Origin of the sequence: Chlamydiifrater phoenicopteri (assembly GCF_902807005.1) — a bacterium.
Lineage (GTDB): Bacteria > Chlamydiota > Chlamydiia > Chlamydiales > Chlamydiaceae > Chlamydiifrater > Chlamydiifrater phoenicopteri.
In genome coordinates, this window is record NZ_LR777658.1 from 465789 (window position 1) to 481942 (window position 16154).

Annotated in this window: 13 protein-coding genes; 4 read left to right on the forward strand and 9 right to left on the reverse strand. The window is 40.7% G+C overall.

The features are described 5' to 3' along the window. Position 1 precedes the first annotated feature (1 nt). On the reverse strand, positions 2–1186 hold the full coding sequence (odhB, locus tag KJA58_RS02020) for a 2-oxoglutarate dehydrogenase complex dihydrolipoyllysine-residue succinyltransferase (protein WP_213357797.1): 1185 nt from the start codon (positions 1184–1186) through the stop codon (positions 2–4). A gap of 8 nt (positions 1187–1194) precedes the next feature. Next, positions 1195–3972, reverse strand: a complete 2778-nt coding sequence (locus KJA58_RS02025) for a 2-oxoglutarate dehydrogenase E1 component (protein WP_213357798.1) — start codon at positions 3970–3972, stop codon at positions 1195–1197. 162 nt (positions 3973–4134) lie between these two features. Between KJA58_RS02025 and KJA58_RS02030 the strand changes: the two genes are divergently transcribed. From KJA58_RS02030 to KJA58_RS02045, 4 genes are all read left to right on the forward strand, one after another. Further along, positions 4135–4575 (forward strand): hypothetical protein, encoded by a 441-nt coding sequence (locus KJA58_RS02030; RefSeq protein ID WP_213357799.1) that lies wholly within the window; start codon positions 4135–4137, stop codon positions 4573–4575. Next, the gene (hemW, locus tag KJA58_RS02035; RefSeq protein ID WP_213357800.1) at positions 4559–5686 is read left to right on the forward strand and encodes a radical SAM family heme chaperone HemW; all 1128 of its coding nucleotides are present in this window, start codon (positions 4559–4561) and stop codon (positions 5684–5686) included. The genes KJA58_RS02030 and hemW overlap by 17 nt, the downstream gene beginning before the upstream one ends. Before the next feature lie 95 nt (positions 5687–5781). Then, positions 5782–7347, forward strand: coding sequence for a hypothetical protein (locus KJA58_RS02040; RefSeq protein WP_213357801.1), 1566 nt, complete (start codon positions 5782–5784; stop codon positions 7345–7347). Between the two features lie 6 nt (positions 7348–7353). After that, entirely contained in the window at positions 7354–8961 is a 1608-nt protein-coding gene (locus KJA58_RS02045) for a hypothetical protein (protein ID WP_213357802.1), read from the forward strand. 36 nt (positions 8962–8997) lie between these two features. Here KJA58_RS02045 and KJA58_RS02050 read toward each other — a convergent pair whose 3' ends face one another. From KJA58_RS02050 to KJA58_RS02080, 7 genes are all read right to left on the reverse strand, one after another. Beyond that, positions 8998–10728 (reverse strand): hypothetical protein, encoded by a 1731-nt coding sequence (locus KJA58_RS02050; RefSeq protein ID WP_213357803.1) that lies wholly within the window; start codon positions 10726–10728, stop codon positions 8998–9000. An 81-nt stretch (positions 10729–10809) separates the two neighbouring features. Then, positions 10810–11520, reverse strand: a complete 711-nt coding sequence (locus KJA58_RS02055) for an SAM-dependent methyltransferase (RefSeq protein ID WP_213357804.1) — start codon at positions 11518–11520, stop codon at positions 10810–10812. Next, entirely contained in the window at positions 11517–12461 is a 945-nt protein-coding gene (locus KJA58_RS02060; protein ID WP_213357805.1) for a hypothetical protein, read from the reverse strand. The genes KJA58_RS02055 and KJA58_RS02060 overlap by 4 nt, the downstream gene beginning before the upstream one ends. A gap of 344 nt (positions 12462–12805) precedes the next feature. Further along, positions 12806–13351, reverse strand: a complete 546-nt coding sequence (locus tag KJA58_RS02065) for a histone H1-like repetitive region-containing protein (RefSeq protein ID WP_213357806.1) — start codon at positions 13349–13351, stop codon at positions 12806–12808. Positions 13352–13515: 164 nt separating this feature from the next. Further along, positions 13516–15009: a leucyl aminopeptidase gene (locus KJA58_RS02070; RefSeq protein WP_213358366.1), complete on the reverse strand. Its 1494-nt coding sequence runs from the start codon at positions 15007–15009 to the stop codon at positions 13516–13518. A 135-nt stretch (positions 15010–15144) separates the two neighbouring features. Beyond that, the gene (locus KJA58_RS02075; RefSeq protein ID WP_213357807.1) at positions 15145–15615 is read right to left on the reverse strand and encodes a single-stranded DNA-binding protein; all 471 of its coding nucleotides are present in this window, start codon (positions 15613–15615) and stop codon (positions 15145–15147) included. Between the two features lie 30 nt (positions 15616–15645). Beyond that, positions 15646–16146 (reverse strand): type III secretion chaperone Slc1, encoded by a 501-nt coding sequence (locus KJA58_RS02080; protein WP_213357808.1) that lies wholly within the window; start codon positions 16144–16146, stop codon positions 15646–15648. Positions 16147–16154 lie beyond the last annotated feature (8 nt).

A 16154-nucleotide genomic window follows, 5' to 3' on the forward strand; every position in this document is an offset into this window, starting at 1 on the left:
ATTAGTTCAACAACATTTCTGGCATCTCCAGAAGCTCTTTAACCTTTACAAGGAAAGTGACCGCTTCTTTACCATCAATAATGCGATGGTCGTAACTTAGAGCCAAATACATCATTTCTCTAATGACTATTTCATTATCTATAACAACAGGGCGTTTCTCTATCTTGTGCATACCCAGTATACCCACTTGGGGAGGATTGATGATAGGAGTGGATAAAAGAGAGCCATAAACACCACCATTAGTTATGGTAAAGCAGCCCCCTTTTAAATCATCCAGAGATAATCCACCCTCTCTGGCTTTGGTAGCAAGGTCTGCTAGAGTTTTCTCTATGCCAGCGCTAGAGAGTGTATCGCAATTTCTTATTACTGGGACAACGAGGCCTCTGTCAGTACCTACAGCGACAGAAATATCAAAATACTTGCGATATACTATGTAGTCCTCGTCAATATAAGCATTAAGTTGAGGAACTTCTTTTAAAGCAGCGACGACAGCTTTAATAAAGAAAGACATAAAACCTAGCTTAATGCCATGATTAGAAACAAACTCTTCTTGCTTGCTCTTACGAAGCAAAATGAGGTTCGTCATATCCACTTCGTTGAACGTTGTCAACATTGCTGCATCATGAAGAGCTTGTACAAGTCTTTTGGAAATGGTCTTCCGAATCCCACTCATGCGGGTTCGTTCTTCCAGAAGATTCTCTACCCCCTTATTAACGTTACTTAAAGGAACAAAACTTCCTCTCTGCGGAGGTAAATCTTCTATTTTCTGCACAGATTTGTATGTAGAAGATTCGCTGACGAAGGGAACAACCTTATCACTTCTTCTGTCGCTATCTCCTGATATACATGCAGAAGGCTTTTCCACAACTTTTTCTGAAGAGGAATCTTTATCTTGTCCATCAGGAATTTCTGAAATCTCTGTGTGCCGAAGAACGGGTCCACCAGCCTCCCCTTCGGCGTATATTTTACCAACAACAGCACCCACAGCTACAACATCGCCCTGAGATACTTCCCAAGCAATTTTTCCTGAAGCAGGAGCATAAATCTGCTGATTCAATTTATCACTTTCAATTTCTAGTATTCCTTGATTTTCTTGAACAAAGGAGCCCTCAGAAACAAGAAGAGAGGCTATCGTTACTTCACTAATGGATTCTGCTATGTCTGGAATTTTTATTTCTGTAACCATCTCTCCTCCTATCGCTCACTCGAAGAAAACAACCTTTCCATTAAACTCGCAAGCTCCTGTTTACTCAACCTCGCAGACCCCGTTGCTGTTGAAGAACTTCTTGGCCTACCAACAAAACAAAGTTCCTTTTTCAAAAGATTCTTTAGAGACATATACATGTAATCATATGCCCCCATATTTATAGGCTCTTCCTGGAGCCATACATACCTAGAAACATTGGAATATTTGGATAAAAGGGAAAAAAGTCCTGTCAAATCTAAAGGATAGAGGCTTTCCACGCGTATACAGGCAAAGTCTCCTTTCCTATTACTCTTTTCTAATGCTTCTAAATAATCGTAATAAATCTTTCCTGAGCATAGCACTAACTCTGTCGCTTCAATATTTGGATGCTCATCCTCAAGTAGTGATTGATACCCTGTAGGGTTAGAAAATTCTGTCAACGCACTCACACATAATGGATGCCTTAATAATCCTTTAGGAGTAAAAATTACCATAGGAGTAGGCAACTTGTTTTTCATATGCTGTCGAAGAGCTCGGAAATATTGCACTGGAGTAGAAGGGTATATCACTTTAAAATTCCATTCGGCAGCTAAAGACAAATACCTTTCTATGCGAGCAGAAGAGTGCTCAGGCCCCTGCCCTTCGTATCCGTGAGGAAGTAACAAAACTAAATTAGAGTGGAAATCCCACTTCTGAATTCCGGAAGAAATATACTGATCAAAGATAATCTGAGCACCGTTAGAAAAATCTCCAAACTGAGCCTCCCAAAGAACTAAGGTGGACTCGGCAGCTGCTGCGTATCCATATTCAAAACCTAGAACAGCATATTCAGAAAGAGGCGAATTATAAAGTTCTACCCTACCCTGATCAGAGCTCAAACACTCCAAAGAACAGAACCTATTTCCATTATTAATATCCGTCCAAATTAATTGACGTTGACTAAAAGTTCCTCTTGGTGAATCTTGACCAGACAATCTCAAAGAATATCCTTCGGAAAGTAAGGAAGCAAAAGCTAACGACTCTGCTACAGCCCAGTCTACCTCCCTTCTAGAGGTCAACATTTTTGATCTTTTATCCTGAAGGGCCAAGATCTTTTTATGAGGCGAAAACCCCTCAGGAATAGTTAACAGCTTACTACACAACTGATCTATAACTTCAGGAGCTAATGAAGTATCCACCTCGGCAAGGCTTTCTCCCTGCGATAGACGATCACAAAAGCTACACGAAGAAAGAGGGAATTGCTCAACCTCCTTATCTCGGGAAAAAATTTCATACTCTTTTTGTAAAACTGAACGCACAGATTCTTCAATAGAAGAAAGCTTACCCTCTATTTCATTTCCAAAGATAGTTGCTAACTGCTTACGGAAAAGCTCTCTAACCGTTGGTTGTTTTCCTATGCTCTGATACAAGCCTGGCGCAGTAACCGAGGGGTCATCGCTTTCATTGTGACCATGCTTCCTATAACAACAAAGGTCTATAATAACGTCACAACCAAAATTCTTTCGTACATCTAAAGCAAAAGTTACTGCTAACATAGCAGAAGGAATATCGTTCCCATTCACTCTAAACACTGGTATTCCCAGCATCTTGGCAATGTCTGTGCAGTAAGGCGTAGACCTAGACTCTTTGGGCATAGCAGTAAATCCTATGCCATTATTTACAACAATATGCAAACTTCCTGATGTAGAATAACCCGGAACAGCGCTTAACTGCAGGGTTTCATACACTACCCCCTGCCCAGAAAATGCTGCATCCCCATGTATGAGGACTGCCAGAGTTTGTTTTTCATCCAAAGCAGATTGCTTTTGTTTTGCTAAAACGACGCCTTCAACGACAGGATCTATAGACTCTAAATGACTCGGATTAGGAAGCAATGTTAATCGTACTTCTTTCCCTTCCGCCAATTTGTTGTGGACATATCCCTTATGGTATTTCACATCTCCTACATGATCGACACCCCGGTAACTGTAGTTGTCCTCAAATTCCATGAAGATATACCTACTAGGCTTAGACAGGACATTCGTTAAAACATTTAATCGCCCTCGATGACTCATGCCCAAAACATAGTCAGAAATAGGCGCATCGTTCTTCTGGCTACTTCCTATATCCACCATGTATTCAAGCATAGGAATCAGAGCTTCTCCTCCCTCCAAGGAAAACCTCTTTTGCCCGGTGAACTTTACATGTAGAAACTCCTCAAAAAAACTTGCTTTACATACGTTTTTGTAACTTTCTAAAAGATCTTCCGAAGAAAATGAACGAGGAGTCTTCTCCATCAAATTCCAAACATGCTCTTGAATTTCTGGGGAACATGTGATGGTCTCAACCGCCAACGGACCGCAATAAATTTCTTCCAATCGCTCCATTAACTGTTTGGCAGAAACTTTTTTCTCTGGAAGCAACCCGAACGAATACACCGCATCATTCATGTTTAAAGGCTTCAGCTTCTCAGAAAGAAAAGGTGAGAGCTTGTATGACTCCAAAGGAGATACGCGACTTTGTAAGTACCCGAAAGAGCGATAAACGCTAACCAGTAACTGACCTCTTTTTTCTGCCAGAAGTGCATCAACACTTTTATCTCCGGCATCAACATTTTCTTTCACTTTCGATAAAGGCTCTTCCACAGGAAGGTTATCATCCGATCTCGTGGCTATCCCCATTTGATAACCAGAAAAAAAATGTTTCCATGAAGAATGGATAGATCCACCCTGAAGAAATTGCCCATACATGGACTCTAGCCAGTCACTTTCTACGAAATTCCCTTGCTCCCAAAACTCATGATTCATATGATGCTTTCCAAAGACGCTACCTCGGTGTCTCGACTCATACCAAATTTTTCTTTATTCAAAAAAAACAAAGTTTGTGGTCGGTTATTTTTTTAGCCTGTTGAAAAAAATTGGCTAAGCGAGTACATCGTCTTAGTGACTAAACAAATGGAAAATATCCAAATGAAAAGCGAACGTTTGAAAAAACTAGAATCTGAACTCAACGACTTGACTCAGTGGATGCAGCTTGGCTTAGTCCCTAAAAAAGAAATCGATCGCCATAAAGAAGAGATTCGCTCCCTCGAGATGAAGATCCAAGAAGAGAAAGAGCGACTCCAGCTACTAAAAGAAAACGGTGAAATTGAAGAGTATGTCACACCAAGAAGGAGTGCTGCAAAAACTGTATACCCCGAAGGACCTAGTATCTCAGACATAGAATTTACAGACACTACTGATACGGAAATTGATCTAGAAGCAGGAGAAACTGTTGAACTAGACCTTTCCGAAGACGAGCGAGAAGATAATAATAGCGATCTCGATTTTGTCGATGATGAAGATCCCTTCAGCGATAGAAATCGTTGGAGACGGGGCGGTATTATAGATCCAGATGCCAACGAGTGGTAAACAAGAACTTTCTATATACGTTCATGTCCCTTTTTGTCTCAAAAAGTGCCATTACTGCAGCTTTTATACCATCCCCTACAAAGAGGCTCTGTTAGCCCCCTACACCGAAGCAATCCTTCTTGAAGGCAAACAAAAATTAGCTACTCTTTCAAACGAATACCACATAGTCTCTTTGTTCCTTGGCGGTGGGACTCCTTCTCTACTACAACCTGCACACATCGCCTCTATCATAGAAACTCTAGCTCCTCAGGCCAAAGAGATCACCCTAGAAGCAAATCCAGAAACTCTATCCGCTAGCTTTGTTAAAGAAGTGCAACTAGCAGGAGTGAATAGAATAAGTATTGGAGTACAAACTCTTAGCGATCCCCTCCTCCCTGTCCTCGGAAGAACCCATGATGCTTCGTCCGCTATTCGGGCTGTGGACGCCTGCATACAAGGAGGAATTACTAACATATCCTTGGATATGCTTTATGGATTACCAGATCAAGCGCTAGACACCTTTTGCCAGGACGTTACAACCATAGCCTCCCTGCCTATCACACATGCATCAATATACAATCTAACCGTAGATCCACACACCGTGTTCTACAAATATCGAAAGAATATTTATTCAAGAATAGCCGACGAAGAAACCCTTTCTGCCATGAGCTGCAAAGCAAAATCTATCCTAGAAGCTAAGGGGTTCATTCAGTATGAAATAGCTTCTTACGCTAAAGAAGGCTACTCCAGCATACATAACACAGGCTACTGGACAGACCGCCCTTTTCTCGGCCTCGGAGTCTCTGCCTCACAGTACATAAACCATGCTCGGTCTAAAAACCATTCGCGTTTGTCTCGCTATATGCGAGCAGTGTTTCAAAAAATGCCCACGGAAGAATTTTCAGAAGTATTGACGCCTGAAGAACGTATCAAAGAGGCTCTTTGCTTGCGCCTAAGAATGGTCTGCGGAGCACGTATTTCTGATTTCCCTTCTAAGCTTTTTTTCCTTCTTGAACAAGCCTTCCCTAACTCGTCTTTCTTCATCCGAGAAAAGGGATTTTTCAAACTTTCTCCCAGGGGTCTTTTATTTCATGATTCTATAGCCTCTGAAATTATGAGCCTCGACTTCTAAACCCAACCATATAAAAATTAATTTATTTTTGAATTTACTTTTAAGAGCTTTTGTTAAAAATAAAACTTATTTTAAAAAGTTTAAAAAATTCAAAAATGAAAAGAATAAAAAAAACAAAACTAATAGAAACACGAGTAAAAAAACCTCAAAACGACACTATCCAAATCAATGATCAAGGAGCTTCCTTTAATAAAACCCTAAGCATGAATGGGAAAAAAATAACAAATTTAGGAACCCCTGAAGCAGATGGCGATGCTGTTCCCTATAGCTACCTCAGAGAACATTTCACAATAATCGGAGAAAGCAACGATACCTACCTTCCTATTAAAGGAGGAACGATGACTGGCCCCATCGATATGAATCATCATAAAATATACCAGCTCAAAGCTCCTGATGTACCAAAGGAGGAAACTCCACAAAATCCTCCAGCAGCTCCAGAACAAAAAGAAGGAACAGATCCAGAAAATACCGAAACCTGGGCTGTAAACATCCGCTACCTACAAGAAAGCTGTGAGCCGTTAAGAAAGAATACTGAAATTAATGAGAATACAAAAAAAATCAACGACCTACTCAACAGAGTTAATAACATTAAACAAATAGTCGGGTTTATAAGCTCCGAAACCAACGAGTCTACGCCCTCCCCCCAAGCCATCCGCCCCGGAGGAAATTATGTTCCTGTAGAGGGAGGAGAAATGACTGGGAACTTAGATATGAACAGCCATACGGTGACTGAATTAACTACCACCCCATTGGAAAATGACGAAGCTGTTTGTAAACAATATCTGGAGCAAAACCTCCTAAAAAAAGCTGCAGATACAACAGCTCCTTCAACAAAAGCTGAAACAGAAACGACTCAAACAGTTAATACTCTTATTGGCGACCTGAATATGGGGGGATACTCAATAAAGGGATTAACGGATATAGAAAGTATTTGGACAAAAGAGAAAAGTAAACATGGAGCCAGTGTGAAAACACTAAAAAATGGCTTGTCCAAATATACCCATCCGTTTTTATCCGGGAATATAACTTCTGGCAGTTTGTCTGTTAAAAATAATTTTGTTTGGGATCCTTCCGGGGCAACTATTATTAAATCCAAATCTGCTAGCCATTTTTTTTCTATTTACTCCCCACCAGCAACAGTTAATCCAACAGCCAAATCTACAGAATCAACTTCTATAGCACTACTAAATAGAGGGTTATTTTTATTCACTTGGACCGGGTTTTATTCTTCTAAAGTAAACTCTACTGATAATCTCTTTTTCTCTGTTTTTCTTGTTTACCGCCCTCCAGCCCCAAAAACACCTTTAGAAGAACCTGCTCCTCCAACTGAACCACCAGAAGAAGTGCCAGACAACTCAGTAAAAACAAGAGTCTTCTCTTGTAGAGTTGCAGGTTCCAGCACATCGATCTTCTGCCAAATTCCACTAGATACGAGAACCATCTATTCATTAGCTTCAGAAAGCGAAGAAGAAACAATTACTCCAGAATACTTTTTAGAAATGCGTTTGGATGAAATTCCTCCGATCACAGAAGCCTCTACCCCTACCCCAGAAGAGCCTGGCGATGGATCCACACTTTCAGAAACCAAAGAAACGGATCCTCAAGAAAAATCCATCTCCTTAGGTCAAGTAAATTGGCAGTTATCCGTTCTAAATTTTTGAGGTGTTATGAAAAAAAATGAAAAAAAAACCCTAGATAAAACCATCGAACCTTACGCAACAGAAAATCCCGACCTAGTAGAAGCAAATTCTAGCAATATTTCCATTAATCAAGAGCTAGATATGAAAACTCACAAAATATCCAACCTAGGAGAACCTCTATACAATAAAGATCTCGTATCTTTAGGGTATCTAAAGTCTAAATTCTTAAAAAAAGATGATCCTGAGACCGGCTATCTAGCTACAAAAGGCGGAGAGATGTTTGGCGAAATTAATATGGGAAATAATTGCATAGAGAAGGTCAATTTTCCTATTACTGGAACGGAGGGAGATCTTGCTGACCCAAAAGAAATGTCAGATGAAGAAAAGGTTTCTGCGATCAACGCCAAAAGTGTACAAGACACTGTAAAAGCCATTAAAGACGATTCCTATCTTAAAGAAGTTGACGAAATCGTTAAAGAATTAGAAGAAAAAGTAAAAAAATTAGAAGATCTTCTCAATATAAAAGCTCCACCAGAGCCTGAGCCTGAGCCTGAGCCTGAGCCACCAGCTGCTGTTAGTTCAAAAATAAAATCTTTGTCAAGAAAAGCAAAAAAACTTCTATCAAAAACCTCTCTGAAAGTCTTTCCCATAAAACCTCAAAGCTTAAAAATGACTTTGGAAGAAACTTCCGGTACAGCCGTTCCCTATGTAGCCGTGACTGGAGATACAATGTCGGGCGATCTGGATATGAATGGTCAGTCCGTAAGGGGACTACCAGCTTCACCAAAACAAGAATCTGACGCTGCTTCTTTAGGATACATAAGAACAAAATTCGCCTGCGGTGGATGCAAAATGAAAGGAGACATCACTTTATCTAAAGATTCCGGACCTACAGGAACTTATTCTTCCACGGAAGCTGGAAATATTCTAAACTTGAAAACCCCTACAATCTCTGAATCTACTCACGCTTCTAACTTGGAATTCATCAAACAAAGACTTCCGGGACCAGTATTTTCGTATATGTCTGTGACTAATGAAGCAAAAACCTACATTCTTAAAGACGGAAGTTTTAGTTGGGGCGTGGGTGTCAATAATCAATCTTCAGAATCTTACAAATACGCTTCGGTATCTGGAACAGCCCTACAACTAAAGCCTGAAGCTTTGTACACCCTCTACTGGACTGCCATTATTTCTATTAATCTACCGAAGGAAGATACTGCTCCAGGAGGAGATGGAGCTGGAGACTCTGGGGACGCTGCCTTGTTAGAAGGAAGCCCTACTCCAACGCATGGAACCGTCACCTTAAAATTAATGGCTCCTGTAGTACCCGAAGAACCTCCCTCCCAGCTGTTTTCTGAACCAGATTCTGAAAATGGTGAAACAGCCCCGGAACCTGAACCCGAGCCAGAGGCCAAAATAATCATGGTTCATCCCGTAAATGATAGCGCCGTATCTATTTCTTGCCAGATTCCTATACCCCTCTCTATTGAAGAGACCGGAACAGCTGGAGCCACAAAAACTTCTGATCCCTATTCTTTATATCTCACCTTTGACTCTAGCGTAAAAGTGGAGTACAGCAGCTGGAACCTGTTAATCAGGCCTTTTCCAGAAAAAGATTCAAAGACTACTCCTTGATTTTAAATAAGGGATCTTAGGATCCCTTAATTTTTTCTATGCAGCAGCGAGATTCTGGTTAGCGCTGCTAGACTCTTCTTTATTCTCTGAAACATCCTCGATATAACTAATTTGCCAAGATGTACTTACGGATGTTGTAATACCTTCTACCTGAAGAGACAGGTTAGCTTCACCGGTATTTTTTGATACACTCTCCCCTAAATAACTAGGCTCAATGTATATAAGAGATGTCACCGAAGCTGATCCTTTTGAATCTAAGGAAAATTTAGCCAAAATCTCCTCTCCACTACCAGACGAACTGCCAGAACTGTTCTGAATACCCGACAACTTCAGTGTGCACGCAGAAGCAGAGTTTACGTAAGTTGAGATGGACTCAGAGGGCGAAGAAACATTCAGAGCGAATAAATAAACGCCACTTTTCTTAATCTTTAAAGTATCAGAAGAGACTTCCCAAAAATTTTCGCTATTCTGTGATTTAGCACTTTCGCTTCCTTCACTCCAATTAATATCTAAAGAATTAATAGAGGTTTTTGTATTCAGGCCGTAACACAAGTACTCCAACGTATATTTGTTCTCAAAAGACTTTTTAACATCAGAAACAGTTACTAACTCAGATTCATTTGGGGTTTCCGACGTCACTTTTGAAATATCCTCATCCGTCACCTCTTTTCCAAGATCAAGCTTCTCCACATAAACAGAAAAAGCATTGACCAGAGAAGCACTCGAGTCTGCAGTAATAACTGCTTCATGTTCCTTTAAGTTGGTAATACTATAGCCGTTAGCATCAATATCTCCCAAAACGTTACCGCCAGTTAACGGTAGCTTACCCATGGCTTCATCTACAGTTTTTCTGGTTACAATATCTTGCAATTCTTCAGGCTCTTTTAAATTTATTACAGTAGGATTTCTCTCTGGTTCTGTAGGGACTTCTTCTGTCCCTTCTCCTCCAGAATCGCTGCCATTGCCTGCATCTCCACCTCCCGTTCCGCCGGTTCCTCCACCATCTCCACCTCCTCCTTCGGATCCTCCATCGCCACCTTCTCCAGAATCTCCTTCTTCCGGACCCTCAATAACGCCTCCCACAAGATCTTGATCTACAAAAGTCAAATCTCCAGTCATCCCGTTTTTACCATCTTTTAAAAGAAGCTTACATTCTGTTGGGTTTGTTATACTTTCGTTTTCTCCAGGCGTTCCTAAATCTTTAATCAATTCATCCAATCCTCCATCTTCTAAAGCTTTCAGCTCTTCCTTAGCCGTTAACCAAGCTCCTACATAATCTTTAATTGCGCTAATAAGCGCTGCTCCAGAAGCTATCGCGGTTACATCTCCGGAGTAATAATAATCATCTATACCAGTAATTTCATGACTCCCCATATCTATAGAACCCTGCATGGTCCCTCCTTTCAGCATTAAACACTGAATGTTTGATGCATATTCAGGACGGAGAAGCAGGTCCTTCGTATCCTCCAACCTCACGGCGTCGTCAGAATATGTTTGAGCTCCATCTACACCGTTTTGAGCACTACTATCCGGGTCTCCAACTTCAGTTACACGAAGAGAATTCATATTGATATCCAAATGACACTCTATGCTATTTTCTTTTGCAAAAAACAGTTTTACTGGTTCCTCTTCTACGGGAGGTTCTCCGTTATCTGGAGGAGTTCCTCCATCCTCCAGGCTGGCAATCTCATCCTCCGCACCTGACTCCGATTGAAGATTTATTTTTGTGTTATTAAATTCGGGAAAAAAATCATTTTTATTGACCATAAATTAAAAACCTTAATTAATTTTATAAAACAAATACAAAAACTAATTAATTTTTAAAACAAAGATCAAACAAAACAAAAATTAAAAAACGTGAAATAAAAAGATTGTTGGAGTCTTAGAAATTCTTTCGCAGAAAGCCTCTAAACCCTCAAAGGTTCGCCAATATTCAATGGAGTGGGTTTGCACAAGCTCATCCTCCGTAGATAACTCCGAGGCTACGCAAAAAAGCGCTTGCTTGGGAAGAAACTCTAAAGCAGACTTAAAGACATGCACATTTCTATAAGGAGCTTCTATAAAGATCTTTGTCTCTCCTTTAGTTCTCACTGCTGAAGCAAAAAGCTTCTCTCGATCCTTGGGAGTTTTGGGAAGATACCCCAAGAAAGTAAACTTCTGTCCGGGAAGACCTGAAAGCATTAACGATAGCGTTATGGAACAAGGTCCGGAAAAACCTTTTACAACAAGCCCTTTTTCTCTTGCTCTTGCCACAAGAAGAGCCCCTGGATCCGCAACGCAAGGAAGACCAGCATCGGAGACTACCCCCCAGCTTTCACCACTTTTTACAAGGGGTTCTAAATAAAAATCGTAGTCCTTTTTACTAGCAGCTTTTTTAGGTAAAATAGCCAGAGGAAATTTATGCACCTCCGATACTTCCCACAGTTTTAGAAAAGACCGCCCACCCTTGTCGCTCTCCGCTATAAGACCATGGATCTTCTTAACAGCCTCTCCTACGGCAGGAGGCAAGTCCGATGCTTTACGACTACCTAAAGTATTTGGGAATAAATACAGCGTCACTTTGTCATCCTAGAAATTAACATAGTCATTGCTATAGAGGGCTCTATGCCGCTTTTTATTTGTCCCTCGGCATAAAAAAGATACGAGAGAGCTTGAACCAAAGCCTCTTTACCGTAGTCTATATAGATGGCAAATTTCTTATCATTACTGCTTGCTTTCTCATCAAAGCCTTTAAGTCCATACAAGCACTGACTACGTAAGAATGCGATAAGCCCTAGAGGTTCTTCTCCTTTATCGCAGAGCGCTTGATAAGCTTTAGCTGCTGTCACCCTAGATCCTTGAAATAAAGCGTTTCTAAACACCCATAACGATAATTTTTCTTGGTGATCCGTAAACGCACTGACATCTGTAGTTTCTAGACTCTCTTTATCCCCTATAGCACAAAGAAGCTTCTCGAACTCCCTCTTGACACCCTGAAACTCCATATCACCACATCGAGTCAAAAAGAACTGAAGAGTTGAAGGTGCGCAAGTAACGTTCCTCTCTTTTAGGAGCTCTTGCAAAACTTTAATAACTCGCTTTTCCTTTTCTGATGTCCACTCTCCAAAAAGGCTCAAAGAAGAAAAAAGTGAATGGGTACTGGTTTCTAATGACTCGTAAAATACCTTCTTGGATGTGAAAAGACAAAGAGACACAGATTTGTTAGGCGCTTTGGCATACTTCAAAATATAATTTACTGTAGCTTTAGGCAATCCTTCAGCCTTAAAAATTGCTACGGACCGCGGGGCGGAAAGAAAACCATAACTTTCGGTATAACTAGATACAGTCTCTGCCGCTAGTCCATCTCCAAATAAAACCTTACAGTCCTTAAGCCCCAAAGCGTCTAGAAGTATAGATTCTTCTCCTTCTATGTTGCCTCCAATCAATAGGACTGGAGGAACCTCTTTTATCTTTTCTAAACTCTCTCTGCCTTTCAACGCTGCCGACACGATAGCTACCATTCATTACGAACTAATAAAGAAAGCATTCTAGCTTTTTCTCGTAGAATAAACCAAGCAAACACCTACCAAAACTTTCCCAACACAGGGAAAATTGCTCCCCAAAACTCTGTTACTATAGATTTTCTTCTTTTATAGATCATACAAAGAACTACCAATAGAAAAAATCCTCATTATTTCTAAAAACTAAATAAGAGATGTCGCTTCAGGACGAAAGGGCGAGCTGCAACACATTAGAATCCAGCTTCTTAACAAAGGATAACCAAAGATAGTATAGCTCTAAAAATAAAAAAAACGGTAAGGAAGATTGTCCTTACCGTTAGAAAGCATAAGATCTATGTCCTAAACTACTTAGACATAAATTTTATTAATTGCTGACGCCAGCTATGAGCTGTTCGAACTCTTTTCCCCGAAGACTTTCTTGTCGATTTTGAGGAGCAGATTTTTTTCGTAGCAGCTTTAGCTACAGATTTTTTGCAAGCAGCTGTATGTTTGTGCTTTTTAGCGCAAGAAACTGCATGAGAAGCTTTTTTTACTGCTGGCTTCTTGGCAGCTACTTTTCTTACAGACTTACGAGCAGTCTTTTTAGTAGCAACTTTTTTTACTGTAGACTTACGAGTAGAAGCTTTTTTAGCAGCAGGCTTTTTAGCAGCTACTTTTCTTACAGACTTACGAACAGTCCTTTTAGTAGCAGCTTTTTTTACTGTAGATTTACGAGTAGAAGCTCTTTTAGCAGCAGGCTTCTTAGCAGCCACTTTTCTTGTAGATTTACGAACAGTTTTCTTTGTAGCAGCTTTTTTTGCTGTGGTTTTTTTAGAAGCAGGCTTCTTGGCAGCTACTTTTCTTACAGCAGCTTTCCTTGCTGTGCTTCTTTTCTTTTGCACTCCTAGCATTTTTCAATTCCCCTAATTAGAAAGGTATTTACTTACACAATCTATCGACAAGAAAAGAAAAAACTTTAAAAAAAAGGTGAAAAAAAATTAGAAAAAATAAAAAAACACAAACCCTCTGCAATTATAGAAACTACTTTTGCAAAGGGTTGCAAAATATTTTCTGACTAAGAAATTAAACTTTCTAGATACGATACCAACAAGCGAACGCCAAACCCAGAAGCGTATTTGGGAGTAAAATCCTCCTCTTTTTCTCTATAAGCCGTTCCCGCGATATCGAAATGGGCCCAATCAATTTTTTCATCAACGAACTTCTGCAAAAACAATGCAGCAGTGATCGCGCCTGCCCTATTGTTTCCAATATTTTTTACGTCTGCTACTTCGGAAGAGATTGCTTGGTTGTAACCGCTAACCAAGGGCATACGCCAGATACTTTCGGACGTTCTGTCCGAAGCTTCCGCCAATTTCTCTGCTAAAACATCATCATTACTGAAAAACCCAGCAACCTTTTCTCCCAAAGAGATCACCATAGCTCCTGTAAGAGTAGCAAAGTCTATAATCCTTGTGGGCTTTAACTTCTCTTGCGCATAAGTTATTGCATCCGCGAGAATTAATCGCCCTTCGGCATCAGTGCTTCCTATTTCTACAGAGAGTCCGGACATTCCAACATAAACATCTCCCATCTTGTAGGCTTTGCTTCCTATAGAGTTCTCCGTAGCAGGGATAACAGCTGTCACATTTAAAGGAAGAGAAAGAGAGGCTACAACAGATATTATTCCTAACACTGTTGCTGCTCCGGCCATATCTTCTTTCATCGTCAACATGGCTTTACCCGGCTTCAAATCCAGGCCTCCGGAATCAAATGTTACTCCCTTACCAACCAAGACGGTCTTATCTTTCGAATTGGGCTTCCCCTCATATTTAATCACTATCAACCTAGGATCCACAGCAGCGCCTCTGGAAACTGCTGCTAACAAGCCCATACCTTCTTTAAGAATAGCCGCCTTATCTAAAATAGAAACTTGCAGACCTGGAATAACTTTACTCAATCCTTTAGCTGTGTTGGCTAGATATTCCGGAGTAACATCATCAGCATTACCATTGACTAGGTCTCTGGTTAGATATACTCCTTCAAAAACAGCTTCAGCCCTTTCATATATAGGTTTAGCAATATTCGATACGACACCCACAAGACAAATTTTCTCTATGACAGGATCTGCCTTTTTAGAGATCTCTCCATACTGGGGGATTTGGTAATTTAGAGAAAGCATCCCCTCACAAACACTTTCTATAAAATCTTCGCAAGAAACGGCACGCAAAGAAGAAACTGTAGGTAGGATCACGTTGATGGAGGTACAAGAATTTTTCCTTAAAGCTCTTGTTAGGGAGGAGTAGGCCTCCAAAAGTTTTTCTTTGGTTACTTCTAGCTCCTCTCCTAGACCTAAGAAAAACACCTTAGCCTCTTTATTTTCCGAAGTATATACGAAATGAACTTCCCCCTTCTTTGCTGGGAATCCCGCTTTCAATGCTGGAGTTACTAATTCTTGCAGAGAATCATCAAGAGCTGCCGCACACTTTGTCTCTCCATTAGCAAAATAAAAAGGGATAACTAAAGCATCAGCTTTATTTCGTTTAGATAAAACTGGTTGAGCACAAAACAAACCTGCCACGACGATCTCCTAACATTTAGCTAACATACACAAAGACCTTATGAAGTCCCCTCAAAAAAGCAACGAGAAAAGTCTCCATAAGGCCTTAAGAAATTTCTAATCTTCAAGAAAAAGGACGAAGAGGGCCTAGAAAGGCACATCTTCACAAACGTAATCTTGCTCCTGACTACCGGCGTACATTTCCTTATCAGAGATGGCTTCATTATCCAAAGCTTCTCCTTCGAAACCGACAGACATACTACCTTCAGAAGCTGAAGGAGTGCTCTCTCCTTCTCTAGTTTCGGATCTCCCTCCGAAAGGACTGAACTTCAAAGAATCCACACTGATGACTAATGAAGACTGCGGATTACCATCTCGACCCATGTAGCTCTCTAAGGAAATATCTCCGGCAACAATAACTGCGGACCCTTTTTTAAGGTAGGGAAGCATTTTATCGTAACGGTCACTCCAGATATTGCATTTACACCAGACGGTCTCGTCTTTGGCGCCGTTTCTGCTTCTAACGGCCAACCTAAGGACTATTACTCGTTTACCTTTTGAGGTCATCCTTTCTTCAGGATCAGCACCCAAATATCCAGCAAAATACCCAAACATCATAGCGACGTTACTCCCCTGAAAACACTGTAGTTACGCACGAATTCCTGAAGGAGGAGGTTGTATTCCTCCACCGGCTTGAGGCATCTGTGGCATAGTATCAACAGAAGGTTCTCTCCCAGCAGCAATATCGCCACAAACTGTTCTCCACTTCACTACGGTTTCTATAAACAACTGAGCAAAAGCTTTCAACAAATTAGTCTCGGCATATTTCATATCCAAAACACAGTGCATAAGTATCAGCTGCTCTTTAACAGCGACTCCCACACCGCCTCCGGCCATCTGCCCTCCTAGCATGGATCCTTCTAATAGCTTTTCGTAGAGAGCCAGTTTCCTTTGAGGATTATCGGGCAATCCATCTAACAGTGGGGAATAGATATACAACCTATCAGAGTGCTCTTCGTAAGTAAGATGCAAAGAGAACTCCCCATCAACGAACAAAATGCATGTGTTATTCTGATCAAAAGCAACATCGGGAAGCTTTAATTCTTTAGCAAAATTCTTTAGATTTTCCTCTGCATTTTGCCTTGACATGCGGAATC